Here is a 14,220-nt window from a genome sequence, read left to right as displayed (position 1 = left end):
CTACGCCTACGCATCTGAATAATTTCTGAAGTATCCGGAGAAGACTTTCGTCCCTCAACAACAAGACAGCTCCCCGAATAAGCAAATACGTGATCCCCGCACATCCTTGCTCCTGTTTTCAGAACGATAGCGAGATCATTGGCAGACGAAAACCGTCAGGTGAGAGAGGTTCGTTAGCGCAAAGAAAAAGGTGCGAGCAGGTTTGCTCGCACCTTCAATCGTGATTCCTGCATCTGCAAAACAAAATTTCGTTTGCAGCAACGAGGCCTTACTCTTCGTCGCCCTCGTCATCGTCCGCATCTGCATCGATATCCGACTGTGAAGTCGTTCGACAGACACTTCGATTGAGTGCTTCGATGTTGTTAGAAACGGTTGGTGGCATCTTAATGTCAGTAAATTCTGCAGAATCCAGAATCACATCGACTGCTTTTCGCTCACGAATCTGAGCTTCCAGGTTTTCGATGGTTCCGTTTTTGATCATTCTGGCACGGACACGACGTGGGTTTTCACCCTTTTGCATCGCCATGCTGAAGATTTCCATATCGAGATCTTCATCTGTGACTTCAATGTTTTCCTGCTCAGCGATGCGGTCAAGAACAAAGTGTTCCTGCAAGTTTTGTCGCGTCATACTGAGTGAATTCTGTCGCAAATCGTTTTCTCTTGCGAGAATTTCCTTTGACGTGAACCCTGCTTGTTGAAGCTCAAGGATTTCACGACGCAAGGCATTATCAACTTGCTTATTAACGAGATCTTCTGGCAGTTCCCAAGATGCCGACTCAGTGATTTTCTCCATCACCATGCGACGTGTGGCTTGCCGTTGTTCGTATTTGACCTGACGATCCAGCATTTGCCGTACTTGATCACGAAGATCATCAACGGATGATGCTCCAATTCGACCAAGGAATTCTTCGTTAAGGTCTGGTGTGTCAATACGTTTGACGTCCAAAACCTTGAAGGTCAGATGGACTGACTCGCCTCGCATGCCGATTGTGTCAGCTTCCATGGAAACGGTCACATCCGCTTCACGCGAATCCCCTGCGGAAGCTCCTTTAATGAAGTCCGCAAATCCTTCAAATTCCGCATCCTGAAACCGGAGAGTCGGTCGGACGCGAACGGAAACATCGTCAATTTTGGTGAGAGTTTTTCCGTCATGAGCCGCCTGAATATCGACGGTAACGTAGTCACCCTCTTCAGCAGGAGCTTCAACCGGAGTCAACGAACCGTACTGCTCGAGGAACTGCTCGAGGTACGCGTCAACTTCTTCATCGGTTGTCTCGCGATTTGGCCGCTCAACCTTCAGCCCTTTGTATTCTGGCAAATCGAACGAGGGACGAACTTCAACGTCGAACTCATATTCGAAATCACCTTCTTCAGGGATTTCGATACTTTCGAGGTCGAGGTTTGGCTCATTGATCGGGTCGAGATCAGAATCTTCGCCAAGTTGCTCAAGACTTGCCATCAGAACACGCTGCTTCGCCTGCTCTGAAATCTCGCTTTTGAAGCGTTTTGCGACCAGCGAAGTTGGGACATTTCCAGTTCGGAATCCCGGAACTTCCGCTTTTTCGGCATATTCTTCGAGGAGTTCCGAAAAGACTTCGTCAATAGAATTCCGTGGAACGGAGACTCGAACATGCTTTTTGCATGGACCAACGTCTTCAATCGTGACGTTCAAGTCCATTTTGGATTCAGCTGCCTGTTCTGCTTCTGCGACTCCAACATCGCCATCAGCCTGTACTTCAGCGTTCTGATCAATTTCTTCAGACACGTCGACTACCCCCCAGCATGGCTGGTTTGACAAAAACGTTTAATGGTTCAATTCACCTGATGATAGAAAGATCGTATCGAAGATCGAGCCAGTATCGCCAGACTTTAGAAAAAAAACGGCCGGTAACCCGCCAGGATCACGGCCAAACAAGAGTGTGTTGATTCGTTGTTTGTGATGCACTGCATTGACCACATTTGAATTGATCACACTGCGTTCACTGCGGGACATTCTCCATCATAAGAGAATGTCATTTTTCGCACTCTACTTCTGCGTTATCAAGATAAACCGAGCTGCGACCTGCTTGGAGAAACAAGTCTCCAGTCTTCAATGATCGAAGACCTGGTTCCTCATGTTTATCTTTTAGAGCGGGTGAAGGGATTTGAACCCTCGACAACCACGTTGGCAACGTGGTGCTCTACCACTGAGCTACACCCGCTGAAGACCGGTGAAATCTCACCATTGTCCTTGCGATGGAAGAGTTTAGAAACTGTTCACTCTGGACGTCAAGGCAACTCTCAACGAATTGCGCCACCATTTGCATTGATCACCTGTCCTGTCAGGTATGAAGCGTCTGAACTGACCAGAAATCGGGCAAGTTTGGCAATATCTTCCGGTTGCCCCCAACGCTTCAACGGAGTTTCTCGCAAAACCCGATCCTGCCAATCTGTGCTCGCCTGATCTCCCCAGGCCGTCTGTATCCACCCGGGAGCAATACAATTGACTCGAACTTCCGGCGCCAAGGAGACAGCCAATGACCGAGTCGCACCCATAACAGCATTTTTTGCGGTCGAAAACAGCTCTGCACTGTCACCTTCCATTCCTCGGTCGGCCTGATCCCAACCAATATTGAGAATCACGCCCGAACCTCGCATTTTCATACGCCGCCCAATCGCTCGGCTCAAATGGAGACTTCCAGCGACATCGACTTCTAACAGTTTTGTCAGCTTGTCCTCATAAGCAAGCTGAGCCCCCTCCCCTGTCAGCAAATCGACTCCAGCATTATTCACCCAAACATCAACCGGACCTGAAATCTCTTCGACAGATTGGACGAACTCTTCGTGATTCACAGCACCTAAGCCCGCCTGAATCTTGCAGGCAGTCACACCGAACTGAGAAGCCTCGGCTACGACCTGAGTAGCTGCGTCGAGAGATTTCGCATAATGAATCACAACATTTGCCCCACCCCGGGCGAATTCCAGCGCCATCGCTCGCCCGATGCCTGAAGAGGCGCCGGTCACAACGGCTGTCAGCCCTTGAAGTGTGGCAAATCGTTTTTCGTCTTGGCTCATAATTAAATTCAATCCTGAACTTCACTTTCCACCCAAGTGGGCAATCCATGAAGCTGTGAGAGTCGTATTCACAGACACAACAAGCATTCAGAAACACTCAAGTCGATGCGACACTCGGGGCTATTTCTTCAGTTTCGCTTTGCGATCTCGTCTTTTTTTCGCCTCGCAATCGCTTTCTCTGAGACAACTTCTACCGCAGAAACAGTGCAAAACTGGCCGGGCTGGTGTAATTCCATCGCGCATTCCTGATTGAAATTGCTCAGAGTGTCCGCTCGCGAGTTCAGACTCTGGCAACTATAATGGTGCTGAGATCGGACTGAAATCATTGTCGATGGTTTCTCACCGAGATTCTTCTGAACAGAGGCCTCTCTCGCTACCGATTGAGCCTCTGCGGTAAATAAACTTCTTCAGAGAATTTGAATCTAGAGCATCTTTCGAATTGGTTTGCAGGATCTGCCTCGTGGCGAACAGCATTTTTACTAGAGAAATGCGTTATTCACGGGCAAACGGTAGAGCAAACTGCTCTAGAGGCAGTCTCAGAACCAATGGAATCGCGACCTTTCTCTGTACCAGAGAAGTGAACAGCAAGTTTTGAGACCAGTTTTAGAACACTTTCGTGTTTTCAGTGTGCATAAAGAGCGATTTTCGAATGATGAATCGACCTTTTCCACAAGATGCAGGATACATACATCCTTTGCGAAAACGCTCTAGAACTGATCCTGAAGCCTGAATTTGCTCTCTCAAACAGTGAGAAAAGCGACGACTCCTGAGTTTTTCGGCTTGGTCCAGAACGGTTTCAGCGGGAAAATTCGACGGGTCAATATAGTACGGCGGGACTTCCGCCCCGGCACAAGTGGTGTCAGTGAGACGCCAAAAATCGGTGAGGCGCCAGTAAGTCGTCATGACGATCCGGCGGGGACCGTGTTAACGTTCAAGACAGTAATAAGAATCAACAGCAGCTAGAAGATTGCAGTCAGCGACCGCAATTGATCGAGGTTTGGAATTATGGCGAAGGTACTTGTTGTCGGACAAGGAGGGCGTGAACACGCTCTCGTGTGGAAATTGAGTCAATCACCAAAAGTGAGCGAAGTCTTTTGTGCCCCCGGAAACGCCGGTACGGCTGAAGACGCCACGAATGTTGATATCGCAGCTGACGATTGTGAACGTTTGGCAGCCTTCGCAAAAGAAAATGAAATTGACCTGACGGTTGTCGGCCCTGAAGTCCCACTCGTGGCAGGAATCGTTGATATCTTCAAAGCACAGGGACTACGTATTTTCGGCCCGTCGAAAGCTGCAGCTGCTTTGGAAGGAAGTAAGATTTTCTGCAAGGACATCATGCGCCGTGCAAATGTCCCCACAGCGGACTACTGGATTTTCACCGATCCCACCGACGCTGTTCAATTCGTACAGGAACGAGAAGAAGAATCGTTCGTCATCAAAGCGGATGGACTGGCAGCCGGGAAAGGCGTTTCGGTTTGCTCCAACAAATCAGATGCCATCGAAGCAATTCATCAAATGTTGACGCAGAAGGTCTTCGGTGACGCTGGAAAAAAAATCATCATCGAGGAAGTTCTCGAAGGACAAGAAGTGAGCGTGCTCGCACTCGTCGACGGAAGAACGATCGTCACTCTCGAACCGGCACAGGATCATAAAGCAGCCTACGATGGTGATGAAGGCCCAAACACCGGTGGAATGGGAGCCTACACCCCCGCACCGTTCGCAACTCCGGAACTGATCGATGAAGTGATCTCAAAGATTCTCATTCCGACAATTCATACGATGCGAAAAAATGGGTCGGAATTCAAAGGGGTCTTATACGCCGGGCTGATGCTGACCAAACAGGGACCAAAGGTCCTTGAATACAACGTTCGCCTGGGAGACCCGGAAGCACAACCAGTTTTAATGCGACTCAAGTCCGACCTGTACGAAGTTCTCTTCGCTGCTGCCGATGGAAAACTCAAAGACTTGCCAGACCTCGAATGGGACGACCGATCCGCCATTTGCGTCGTAATGGCATCAGAAGGGTACCCAGGTCCGATCTCCAAAGGACATCCAATTCGCGGCTTGGATGAAGCTGCGAAAACTCCGGAAACAAAAGTCTTCCACGCTGGAACAGCAACAGATGGTGACAATGTCATCAACACCGGTGGTCGCGTCCTCGGAGTCACTGCTCTGGGAGATGACCTCTCCGAAGCGAAGAAACGAGCCTACGAAGCGATCAAGTGCATTCGCTGGCAAGGTGCCTGGTGCCGGAAAGACATTTCCGACAAAGCAAGAAGCTCAGAGCCAGCACCGGAGTGATGTCGTCGTTAAAACTTGCGAAGTCCATCACATCTTGCCGAGAATTTATGTAGAACTGATGCTCAGCTCCTGTTTTGTGGTCAGTCATCGATGAAATCGTAACAACGAGTTTCACGGAGACAGGAAACACGAAAGTGTCCTCATGAATTTTCCGGACCTATCCAACCACCAGAACCGTCGCACGTTCCTGTCATCGACAGGAGTCGGACTGGGAAGTGCCGCACTCTCTTCGCTTTTGGCGAACGACCTTTCAGCGAGCGATTCGTCGTCGACATCGTTGCCGCGGGGCCTGACTGAGGGGTTAACTGGCTTTCCGCATTTCGGGCAGAAAGTGAAGCGAGTCATCTTCCTTTGCATGGCGGGCGGTCCATCGCACCTGGAGTCATTCGACTATAAGCCCAAACTGGCGGAGTTAGATGGCCAACCGATGCCGAACTCGTTCACACAAGGGCAGCCGATCGCACAGCTACAAGGGCAGGAACTGAAGTGCCTGGGGCCGCTCACGAAATTCAACCAGTACGGTCAAAGCGGTCAGTGGATTTCAGATTTTCTTCCGTGGCATCAGAAAATGGCTGACGACATTTGTGTCATCAAGTCCATGGTGACGGAACAAATCAACCACGATCCAGCACACACTTTCATGAACACCGGCACGGCGATCAGTGGTCGACCGTCAATGGGTTCGTGGATCAATTACGGACTCGGAAGCGAGAGCGAAGACCTGCCCGGATTTGTTGTGATGACCAGTGTCGGCGGACGCAACCCTCAGCCGATTGCGTCACGGCAATGGGGCGCAGGATTTCTTCCAAGTCGATTTCAGGGAGTTGAATTCAACTCAACCGGCGACCCTGTCCACTACGTTTCTCCTCCGCCTGGAATCTCGATGCAGCAGCAACAAGAACTTGTCGCTGCTGTCAATCAACTTAATCGGCACCGCAACAAAAACATTCAAAACCCCGAAGTCGATGCTCGCATCGCTGCCTACGAGATGGCATTTCGAATGCAAACTTCCGTTCCGGAACTCATGGATGTTTCAAACGAGCCGAAGCACATACTCGACATGTACGGAGCTGCACCCGGCGACGGAACCTACGCTTCAAATTGCCTGCTCGCAAGACGGCTCGCTGAGCGAGGCGTCCGTTTTATCCAACTGTACCATCGCGGTTGGGATCACCATGGTGGTCTCGAAAGGTATATGAACATCTGCTGCGACCTGACCGACAAGCCGACCTACGCACTGATTCAGGATTTGAAACAGCGAGGAATGCTCGACGAAACACTCATCATCTGGGGCGGCGAATTTGGCAGGACACCAATGTTTCAGGGCAAGGGGGGAGCTGGTCGAGACCATCACATCAAAGGGTTCACGATGTGGATGGCTGGCGGAGGAATCAAACCGGGCATCAGCCACGGTGCCACCGATGAACTCGGCTACAACGCTACCGAAGACGTTGTCCATGTTCGCGACCTGCACGCCACAATGTTGCATCAACTCGGTATCGACCACAATCGATTCACCGTCAAATTTCAGGGTCTCGACTTAAAGCTGACCGGTGTTGAAAAAGCTCGCGTCGTGAAGGAAATACTTCTGTAAGTTGATGTCCACTGAGTCGACTGCGATCAAAACAAAAATCAGGAATCCATCTTTGCTCTCGAGGTTTTCATGTCGCACTGGTTGATCGCCGTCGTTATTAGCTTTTCGTTGTTCGCACATGCCAGAGCAGAAGAGCAACCGAACATTGTGTTCATCTTTATTGATGACATGGGGTACGGGGACCTGAGTTGTTTTCACCATCTGGGAGCCGATGGCTGGGACTCGGAAACGATCTCTCGATACCCCAAAACTCCGAATATCGACGAACTCGCCAGCGAAGGCTTGCGTCTCACGAACTTCTATGTGGCATCACCAATTTGCTCACCGTCTCGAGTTGGCTGCACGACAGGACAATTTCCATCGCGGCATTTGATAAACTCCTACCTGAATAGCCGTGAGAAGAACAAAGCACGCGGAATGGCCGATTTCCTGAACCCGGATGCCCCTGCCATTGCGAGAGCATTTCAACAACATGGTTACGCAACCGCTCATTTCGGGAAATGGCATCAGGGAGGGGGACGAGATGTTGACGACGCTCCCTTGCCGAGCGCCTACGGCTTCGATGAGTCACTCGTTTCCTTCGAAGGTCTCGGAGACCGCATCCTTCCACCGGGCGGACTTTCCGAGCAAAGTGCGAAGCTGAAACGGGGGAAAATCGAGCACGTTGAAAAACATGAGCAGACCCCCATCTATGTCGACCGCAGTATCGACTTCATCGAGCGTCATCAGGATCAACCATTCTATCTGCATTTGTGGCTGAACGACGTTCATGATGCACACAACCCCGCTCCCGGCGAAGCAGAGAAATTCACTGAACAAACCGACAATGTTAATGAGCAAAAGTTCTTTGCGGTCCTTGTCGAAATGGACAAACAGATTGGCCGACTGATTCAGCGAATCGACAAACTTGGTCTCGATAAAAAAACGCTCATCGTCTTAACCAGCGACAACGGGCCGACTGCCTGGGCACGTTATTACCGTCGACAAAAAGTTGACCCCGCTGGCAGCACGGCAGGATTCCGTGGTCGTAAATGGTCATTGTACGAAGGTGGAATCCGCATGCCGTTCATCGCACGCTGGCCTGGGAAAATCGAAGCGAATTCCGTCAATCAGGATCTCATCTTATCGACTGTCGACTTCTTCCCAACCTTCGCCACGCTCGCCGGGATCGACCTCAAGGAGACTCTCAACATTGACCCGAAAACGTACTTCGATGGCGAAGACCTCAGTCAGCAGCTTCTGAACAATGAAGGTCAACGAACCAAACCGCTTCTGTGGGAATACGGCAGAGATGAAAGTTACTTGCGCCCCGGCTTGAAGAGAGACCAAAGCCCAAACCTGGCGCTCAGAGACGGCCAGTGGAAACTGTTAATAAATGACGATGGATCGAGAGTCGAACTCTACGATTTTCGGCAATCAAATCGCGAAATGCAAAACGTCGCCAAACAACACCCAACTGTCACTAAAAAACTGAGTGAACAACTTCTTGAGTGGCGTCGAGCTCTCCCGGTCCGAACAGATTGATTTTACGCGGACGGGGCGAAAGACTTCGACCCAGCTGCCCCGCACTACTCAACCTGTACTGCTTGAAAGCAGACTGCCCTACCGCGAAGCCACGCAGAACGGGCTTCACCAGAAAAACATCTTTCGCCACCAGATTGACCGTACTCATCGTATGGTCACAGACCATGGTCTGCATAAGCACCCAACTTGGCAGGTCGCAACGAGGCAGAACGCGAACGCTTACTCAAGAAAAGTTGTAGACGTTCTCATACACCACCGGCACGCCAAAGAGCGTGCCGGGTTCGATCTTGTCAATACGACTCAGCCCCACGCAAGAGCAGTGTGCCCTGCAGTGTGCCCGTGAAGAACGCGTTTCATCAATAAAATTGATGTTCGCCCCGAGACAATCTCACCTCGGATTACTCCGAGACTTTGTCGCCGGTTGCAGTTTCGATCGCTTCAGCGCCTTCTTCCACACCGTCATCCACGGTTTCCTCAACTGCTTCTGCACCATCTTTGATAGCTTCTTTGCCACCTTCAACAGCGTCCTTCGTAGCCTCTTTCACTTCTTCAGCGGCATCCTTTGCGGCCTCTTTGGCGTCTTCAGCAGCTTCGCCTAAATCGGTCCCTGCCGATTCTGCGGTCTCTTTTGCTTTTTCAACAGTCGTATCGGAACAGCCCATGATGAACAAACTCAAAACAGTCAACATTGTTGCAAAAGTCTTCATCGTTTTCTCCAGTTTTTGAAGTTTCATGAATGCCTCAAAACAAGGTCACCAAGAGAAATGATCCAACTCAAGACGATTTTATTCCAGCTGATTCTCATTTTTTTAACGAAATGCAGCCAGTGAATCACTCTCGACTTCTTGACACATTTCAACATGTGGCAAGAAGAGAACTTTATTCCAGTGGGTCAAGGCCGACCCGTGGGCAGATCTTTAACAGAGGGCATTCCGTGCATTTCGGGCGGCGGGCGATACAAATTTGTCGACCGTGGTGAATCAACCGGTGCGAGTAAGTGATCCACTCTTTCTTTGGCAGCACAGCCATCAAGTCTCGCTCGATAATGTCCGGGTTCTGGTTTTCCGTCAAACCGAGCAAGTTGGAAATTCGCCGAACATGTGTATCGACCACGACTCCACTAGCGATTCCGTATGCGGTTCCAAGCAAGACGTTGGCAGTTTTTCGCCCGACACCAGGCAGTGTGATCAACTCTTCGAGAGTTCGCGGAAGTTCCCCACCATAGACCTCCACGACTCGCTGGGCCATCCCTCGTAAGTTCGTTGCTTTTGCTCGAAAGAAACCCAAAGACTTCACGATTTTCTCGACTTGAGTTTGAGTTCCTGCCGCTAACGCTTCGGCATCAGGGAATTTCTCAAACAGAATCGGAGTAACAGAGTTCACACGTTCATCAGTACATTGAGCCGAAAGAATTGTTGCCGCAAGCAACTGAAACGGTGTTTCATGGTGCAGCGCACACTCAGCGATCGGATACTGCTTCCGCAACCGAGTCACAACCTTGCGGGCCTGTTTCTTTTTGGCATCAATTGTATCGAACATTTGCGACGAACTGTTTCAGGGTCTAAACAAACGGATTCCTGGACTCCAAACGTTTCCAGGAAATGTGAATCTTACACGAATTTCCGTTCGACACACCTCAAACGTCGGCGCTAGAATCGCAAACGTGATCAGGGACGAGGGGCCAAAGACCTCACTGGATAAATTTAAGAATGTCAACTTGCGATAATGACTCCCGTCTTCAAGAGGCTGTTGAACTTTTCAACTCGCAAGAGTACTTCGCTTGCCACGACGTACTCGAAGATCTTTGGGACGAGACACTTACTGATGAACGAGAGTTCCTGCAAGGCTTGATTCATGCTGCGGTCGCATTGTTTCACTTCACCGAAGGCAACCTCGGAGGAGCTCGCAAGATGCACGATTCCGCAGTGCGGTATTTATCTCCTTTTCAACCAAGCTGCCAAGGTGTTGAACTAACGCAGTTCCTCGTTCGGTTCGATGAATGTTTTGCTCCGCTTTTGGGGCATCACAAAACATATCCGCAGGGAATTCGTATCGACGAATCCCTGATTCCTCAACTGATGCTGACCTTCAAGGAAGATGAATAATGCAAGATGCTTCAACATCACCAACATGCGCCATAGCTGCCCCAACGAATCCCCCAACTTTGTGCCTTTCACAAGTCCCGATCCTGCCGGGTTTAGCTCTCCCGTTGACGGTCGTTTCTCGACAATTGAAGGACACCCTCCGCAAACTATGGACCAGCACGCGGCAAGTGATTCTCGTTCCGACAGCAACATCAAAAATCGGCTGCCTGGCAACTCTGATTGCTTTTGACGAAAGTTCCGGACAAGCTCAATTCCGAGGAATCCGGCGAATTCATCTCAAGACAGCCTGTTCAACGACGTCGATGAACAGCCTCCCAGAACAACGAAACGAGAACGGTTCATCATATCAAAATCGTGCAGATCAACGGGAATTACTGATCGACGCATTCCTGAATCGATTTCCTGAACACTCGCGAAACCCGTTTGTCACCCCACTTTGGGAACGGGAACTTTCATTTGGAGCACTCTGTGACCTCTTCGCATTTAGCTGTCAGCTGAACCACGTTGAACACGAAACCATCCTGAATGAACTCGATGAAGACCGTCGTTGTGAGCTTGTTTTGAACATGCTGAAATCAGAGCGACCCGCGTTTCTGTCCTCCGAATTTCCACCACCGTTCAGCCTGAACTGAGCGACAACGCGAACGTTACCAGAGTTCGTAATGTCCAGTTGACAGCACATAAACGCCGAGAGCGAGATTGCTCGTCCCGTGAGCGACAACGCACTTCCAAAGATCTTTCTTCCAGTACAAGAAACTGTTGAGCAAGATGCAGTAACCGGCAGCTGCGAACCATTCTGGGTGAGCGAGAGTGAACAATAGAGTTACTCCCCAGAAAGAGGCAGCTGTCATCGTGCCAATGGGAACACTCTCCCACTTTTCTGAAACGATCCACCGCATCAGAAATCCTCGCCAGAATAACTCTTCCGCAATCGGCACAAGAACAGCGAGCCCAAGCAAACGGATCGAAACGAATCCCCAAGCTGCAAGGTGACTGGAAAACGCTGCAAATGGGTCGTAAGCAACCCGTGGACTGGGCTGCATCCATTCTGGAAAACCTGCTGTGAGAGTCGCTTCCAGATGCCAGTGGCTGATCCAGATCCAATAGACGATACCCACAAGTCCGACCAAAACCGCATCTATGATTTTCCAATGCGGGACAATCGCCTTTGAAGTTCGCCAACTCCAGATGACAACCAGCAGCGTCGCAAGAACGGTGAGCGAATAAAGGAGAGGGAATTGATCCGACCACTTCGCAGCGAGACTCATCCCGGCAAGGTAAACAACAAACGGAAGAATGAATGCTTTGGCCATCTACAAACGTTTACATTTAAAGCAGTTCAAGGCTTGTCGTCCCCGTGAAGGTCACTTTTCTTCGGTATCTAGAGCAGTTTGCTCTACCGTGTGCCCGTGAAGTACGCATTTCTCTATTAAAAATGCTGTTCGCCACGAGGCAGATCCTTCAAACCAATTCGAAAAATGCTCTAAGAGAGAGCAAATTCATGTTTGAGAATCAGCTCTTGCTATAAGATGTGCGGCAAATTCCTTATGCGAACTGATTTACCAGATCACGTAGTTGTTGCAATTCATCAAGGATCTTCGGGAGATCTTCCAGATGCACCTGATTCGGACCGTCGCTTTTCGCATTGTTCGGATCAGGGTGCGTTTCCATAAAGACTCCATCAGCTCCGGCTGCGATTGCGGCCCGAGCCAGGATAGGGACCATTTCTCGATTCCCTCCGGTAGTTGAACCGCCGGGGCGTTGCACGCTGTGCGTCGCATCGAAGATAACCGGACACCCCATCTCCTGCATGATGGGAATGCATTGAAAATCGTTCACCAACCGACCATAACCAAAGGTCGTTCCCCTCTCGGTGAGTAAAATATCGTCTTGACCGGAAGCTTCACACTTCTTCACAGCATGGATGACATCCTCGGGAGCCACGAATTGTGGTTTCTTAATGTTGACGACTCGACCATGCTTTGCCGCAGCTTCGGCAGAGGCGACAACCAAATCGGTTTGACGCGCAAGAAATGCGGGGATCTGCAAGATCGAACAGACCGATGCCACCGCATCCGCCTGCTCAGGGGCATGAAGATCCGTTGTGACCGGCAGCCCGGTTTCATCTCGGACGAGTTCCAGAAGTTCTAATCCTCGATCCAAACCGGGACCACGATAGCTATCGATACTGGTGCGATTGGCTTTATCGAAACTTGCTTTGAAAACAAGCTGAATCTCCTGTTCGCTGGCGATGTCTGCTAACCGCAAGGCGATTTCGCGCAACGATGACTCACTCTCGATGACACAAGGTCCAGCAATGACCAATAACGGCAACTGCGAACCGCATTCGTTCTCGCCAATCTGAACAGGGTTATTCGGCATGAGACGTCCGTTTCTCTCGAATCAATTCATGAAGCCCCCGGCCAACGACCGGGGGGAAGTGGAGCAATTTACTTTGCTTTCGCAAACTGCTTGAACACTTTGTTGATGTCGTCCGGGGTGGTCTCTCCGCCATGAACGTAGAGGCCGTATTTGAAGTTGAGCTTCTCACCATTTGGCTTGAGAACTCGATGATGAGCGGGCTGTTCATCGTCGCGACCTTTTGTGTAGGCTCCTGCCCCAAAAGGATTTATAGAAAAGAGGCCATAGTTGCGAACATGATACCGTGACTTCCAGGGATTCTTCGGATGATCCATGATTGTGACCCCAAAGACGTGACCATCAACAGGACCTTTGTAATCAATCCAGTTTGTCGTACGTCCCCAAGTGGCAGCGGTCCCTTCGGCACCTTCAGCATTTGTGACCGGACCGCCCGCAATCATTTCCCGCATACTGTTCGGAAGTCGAATACCAAACATCCCCTCTTTGGTGTCGCGGATGTTGACGTCCTGCTCGGGTGCAGTGAAAGTCACGTCATAAGAAAGCAAACGATTTGCATATACGGAGATCGTCGTCTCTTCTTTCAGAAGTGTTTTACCGTCGGTCCCAACCCAGTGATTGACGGTTTTCAAAACTGCCGGATTCCCGGACTTCTTGACGATTTCGACCGACTGGTTTTTGATTTCGCCATCTTCATTCCAAAACTTGATCCCTTCGATTTCATCAACCGACAGCCAGATCCCTTTGTGGTGCGGATGGTCATAATAGAGTGGGTGTTTGCGATCGAGCCCTTTGGTCGGATTGTCGTTGATCTGACGTGTTACAGTCGAAACCATGGGAGCGACTGAACTGCGATGAATCCACAACTTCTTGGCAGGAATTTCCAGCCAGTTCTCTTCAATCTTGCCCACTTCGACCTCATCACCAATTTTGAAGTCCGCCTTGCCACCTTTGAGCTTTGGCGATTCGTCAGCAATGATCACTTTTCGTCCCGCTGCTCCCTCTTCTTCCGAGGCCTTCGCTGACTTCAAAAGCTCGAATCCTCCCGGTCCAGTGACTGGAAGCGCGAAAGGTTTGCGGCGGTTTTTATCGAACTGAAAAACAAGAAAGACATCATCACCGATGGTCGCTTTGACACTTTCAGGACTTTGCTCCAGCGTGACTTCAGCTGAATACAGTGACGTTGCGAGAAGGAGGGGGGTGAGAAAGGCAAACAGGATTCGCATAATGGCTCCGGCGAGCAAGGATTTCAGGTGGGTGAAC

Annotated in this window: 12 protein-coding genes and 1 tRNA gene; 5 read left to right on the top strand and 8 right to left on the bottom strand. The window is 50.3% G+C overall.

The window, feature by feature from the left end; all coding sequences use genetic code 11:
- Nucleotides 1-268: 268 nt before the first annotated feature.
- From tig to ACN0YR_RS05790, 3 genes are all read right to left on the bottom strand, one after another.
- Complete coding sequence (gene tig / locus ACN0YR_RS05800; RefSeq protein ID WP_417848243.1) at nt 269-1,765, bottom strand: trigger factor; 1,497 nt, start codon at nt 1,763-1,765, stop codon at nt 269-271.
- Nucleotides 1,766-2,129: 364 nt separating this feature from the next.
- A tRNA-Gly gene (locus tag ACN0YR_RS05795) sits at nt 2,130-2,201 on the bottom strand.
- Between the two features lie 79 nt (nt 2,202-2,280).
- Nucleotides 2,281-3,054 (bottom strand): SDR family NAD(P)-dependent oxidoreductase, encoded by a 774-nt coding sequence (locus ACN0YR_RS05790; protein WP_417848242.1) that lies wholly within the window; start codon nt 3,052-3,054, stop codon nt 2,281-2,283.
- 1,005 nt (nt 3,055-4,059) lie between these two features.
- Here ACN0YR_RS05790 and purD point away from each other — a divergent pair.
- The 3 genes from purD (at nt 4,060) to ACN0YR_RS05775 (ending at nt 8,473) form a co-directional block, all read left to right on the top strand.
- Entirely contained in the window at nt 4,060-5,355 is a 1,296-nt protein-coding gene (gene purD / locus ACN0YR_RS05785) for a phosphoribosylamine--glycine ligase (RefSeq protein WP_417848241.1), read from the top strand.
- 142 nt (nt 5,356-5,497) lie between these two features.
- On the top strand, nt 5,498-6,949 hold the full coding sequence (locus tag ACN0YR_RS05780) for a DUF1501 domain-containing protein (protein WP_417848240.1): 1,452 nt from the start codon (nt 5,498-5,500) through the stop codon (nt 6,947-6,949).
- A 69-nt stretch (nt 6,950-7,018) separates the two neighbouring features.
- Nucleotides 7,019-8,473, top strand: coding sequence for a sulfatase-like hydrolase/transferase (locus ACN0YR_RS05775; RefSeq protein ID WP_417848239.1), 1,455 nt, complete (start codon nt 7,019-7,021; stop codon nt 8,471-8,473).
- Nucleotides 8,474-8,871: 398 nt separating this feature from the next.
- On the opposite strand, the gene ACN0YR_RS05770 is transcribed toward ACN0YR_RS05775, so the two are convergent.
- Nucleotides 8,872-9,180, bottom strand: a complete 309-nt coding sequence (locus ACN0YR_RS05770) for a hypothetical protein (RefSeq protein WP_417848238.1) — start codon at nt 9,178-9,180, stop codon at nt 8,872-8,874.
- A 172-nt stretch (nt 9,181-9,352) separates the two neighbouring features.
- Nucleotides 9,353-10,012: an endonuclease III gene (gene nth / locus ACN0YR_RS05765; RefSeq protein ID WP_417848237.1), complete on the bottom strand. Its 660-nt coding sequence runs from the start codon at nt 10,010-10,012 to the stop codon at nt 9,353-9,355.
- Between the two features lie 170 nt (nt 10,013-10,182).
- On the opposite strand from nth, the gene ACN0YR_RS05760 reads away from it, so the two are divergent.
- Nucleotides 10,183-10,578 carry a DUF309 domain-containing protein gene (locus tag ACN0YR_RS05760; protein ID WP_417848236.1) on the top strand — a complete coding sequence of 132 codons (396 nt, stop codon included), beginning with the start codon at nt 10,183-10,185 and terminating at the stop codon, nt 10,576-10,578.
- A complete protein-coding gene (locus ACN0YR_RS05755; protein ID WP_417848235.1) occupies nt 10,578-11,210 on the top strand; it encodes an LON peptidase substrate-binding domain-containing protein in 633 nt (210 codons plus the stop codon). The genes ACN0YR_RS05760 and ACN0YR_RS05755 overlap by 1 nt, the downstream gene beginning before the upstream one ends.
- A gap of 15 nt (nt 11,211-11,225) precedes the next feature.
- On the opposite strand, the gene ACN0YR_RS05750 is transcribed toward ACN0YR_RS05755, so the two are convergent.
- From ACN0YR_RS05750 to ACN0YR_RS05740, 3 genes are all read right to left on the bottom strand, one after another.
- Nucleotides 11,226-11,891 (bottom strand): CAAX prenyl protease-related protein, encoded by a 666-nt coding sequence (locus ACN0YR_RS05750; protein WP_417848234.1) that lies wholly within the window; start codon nt 11,889-11,891, stop codon nt 11,226-11,228.
- A gap of 232 nt (nt 11,892-12,123) precedes the next feature.
- Nucleotides 12,124-12,960 carry a 3-deoxy-8-phosphooctulonate synthase gene (kdsA, locus tag ACN0YR_RS05745; RefSeq protein ID WP_417848233.1) on the bottom strand — a complete coding sequence of 279 codons (837 nt, stop codon included), beginning with the start codon at nt 12,958-12,960 and terminating at the stop codon, nt 12,124-12,126.
- A gap of 68 nt (nt 12,961-13,028) precedes the next feature.
- Nucleotides 13,029-14,183 carry a PmoA family protein gene (locus ACN0YR_RS05740; RefSeq protein WP_417848232.1) on the bottom strand — a complete coding sequence of 385 codons (1,155 nt, stop codon included), beginning with the start codon at nt 14,181-14,183 and terminating at the stop codon, nt 13,029-13,031.
- Nucleotides 14,184-14,220 lie beyond the last annotated feature (37 nt).

Origin of the sequence: Thalassoglobus sp., assembly GCF_048270125.1 — a bacterium.
Lineage (GTDB): Bacteria > Planctomycetota > Planctomycetia > Planctomycetales > Planctomycetaceae > Thalassoglobus.
Note: the sequence above shows the minus strand (reverse complement) of the source record. Positions and strands in the feature narration are given on the sequence as shown.

Bases quoted from the DNA above. Each gene is read 5' to 3' on its own strand.
- ACN0YR_RS05790 (WP_417848242.1), bottom strand. From the start codon at position 3,054: ATGAGCCAAGACGAAAAACGATTTGCCACACTTCAAGGGCTGACAGCC.
- purD (WP_417848241.1), top strand. From the start codon at position 4,060: ATGGCGAAGGTACTTGTTGTCGGACAAGGAGGGCGTGAACACGCTCTC.
- ACN0YR_RS05780 (WP_417848240.1), top strand. From the start codon at position 5,498: ATGAATTTTCCGGACCTATCCAACCACCAGAACCGTCGCACGTTCCTG.
- ACN0YR_RS05775 (WP_417848239.1), top strand. From the start codon at position 7,019: ATGTCGCACTGGTTGATCGCCGTCGTTATTAGCTTTTCGTTGTTCGCA.
- ACN0YR_RS05770 (WP_417848238.1), bottom strand. From the start codon at position 9,180: ATGAAGACTTTTGCAACAATGTTGACTGTTTTGAGTTTGTTCATCATG.
- nth (WP_417848237.1), bottom strand. From the start codon at position 10,012: ATGTTCGATACAATTGATGCCAAAAAGAAACAGGCCCGCAAGGTTGTG.
- ACN0YR_RS05760 (WP_417848236.1), top strand. From the start codon at position 10,183: ATGTCAACTTGCGATAATGACTCCCGTCTTCAAGAGGCTGTTGAACTT.
- ACN0YR_RS05755 (WP_417848235.1), top strand. From the start codon at position 10,578: ATGCAAGATGCTTCAACATCACCAACATGCGCCATAGCTGCCCCAACG.
- ACN0YR_RS05750 (WP_417848234.1), bottom strand. From the start codon at position 11,891: ATGGCCAAAGCATTCATTCTTCCGTTTGTTGTTTACCTTGCCGGGATG.
- kdsA (WP_417848233.1), bottom strand. From the start codon at position 12,960: ATGCCGAATAACCCTGTTCAGATTGGCGAGAACGAATGCGGTTCGCAG.
- ACN0YR_RS05740 (WP_417848232.1), bottom strand. From the start codon at position 14,183: ATGCGAATCCTGTTTGCCTTTCTCACCCCCCTCCTTCTCGCAACGTCA.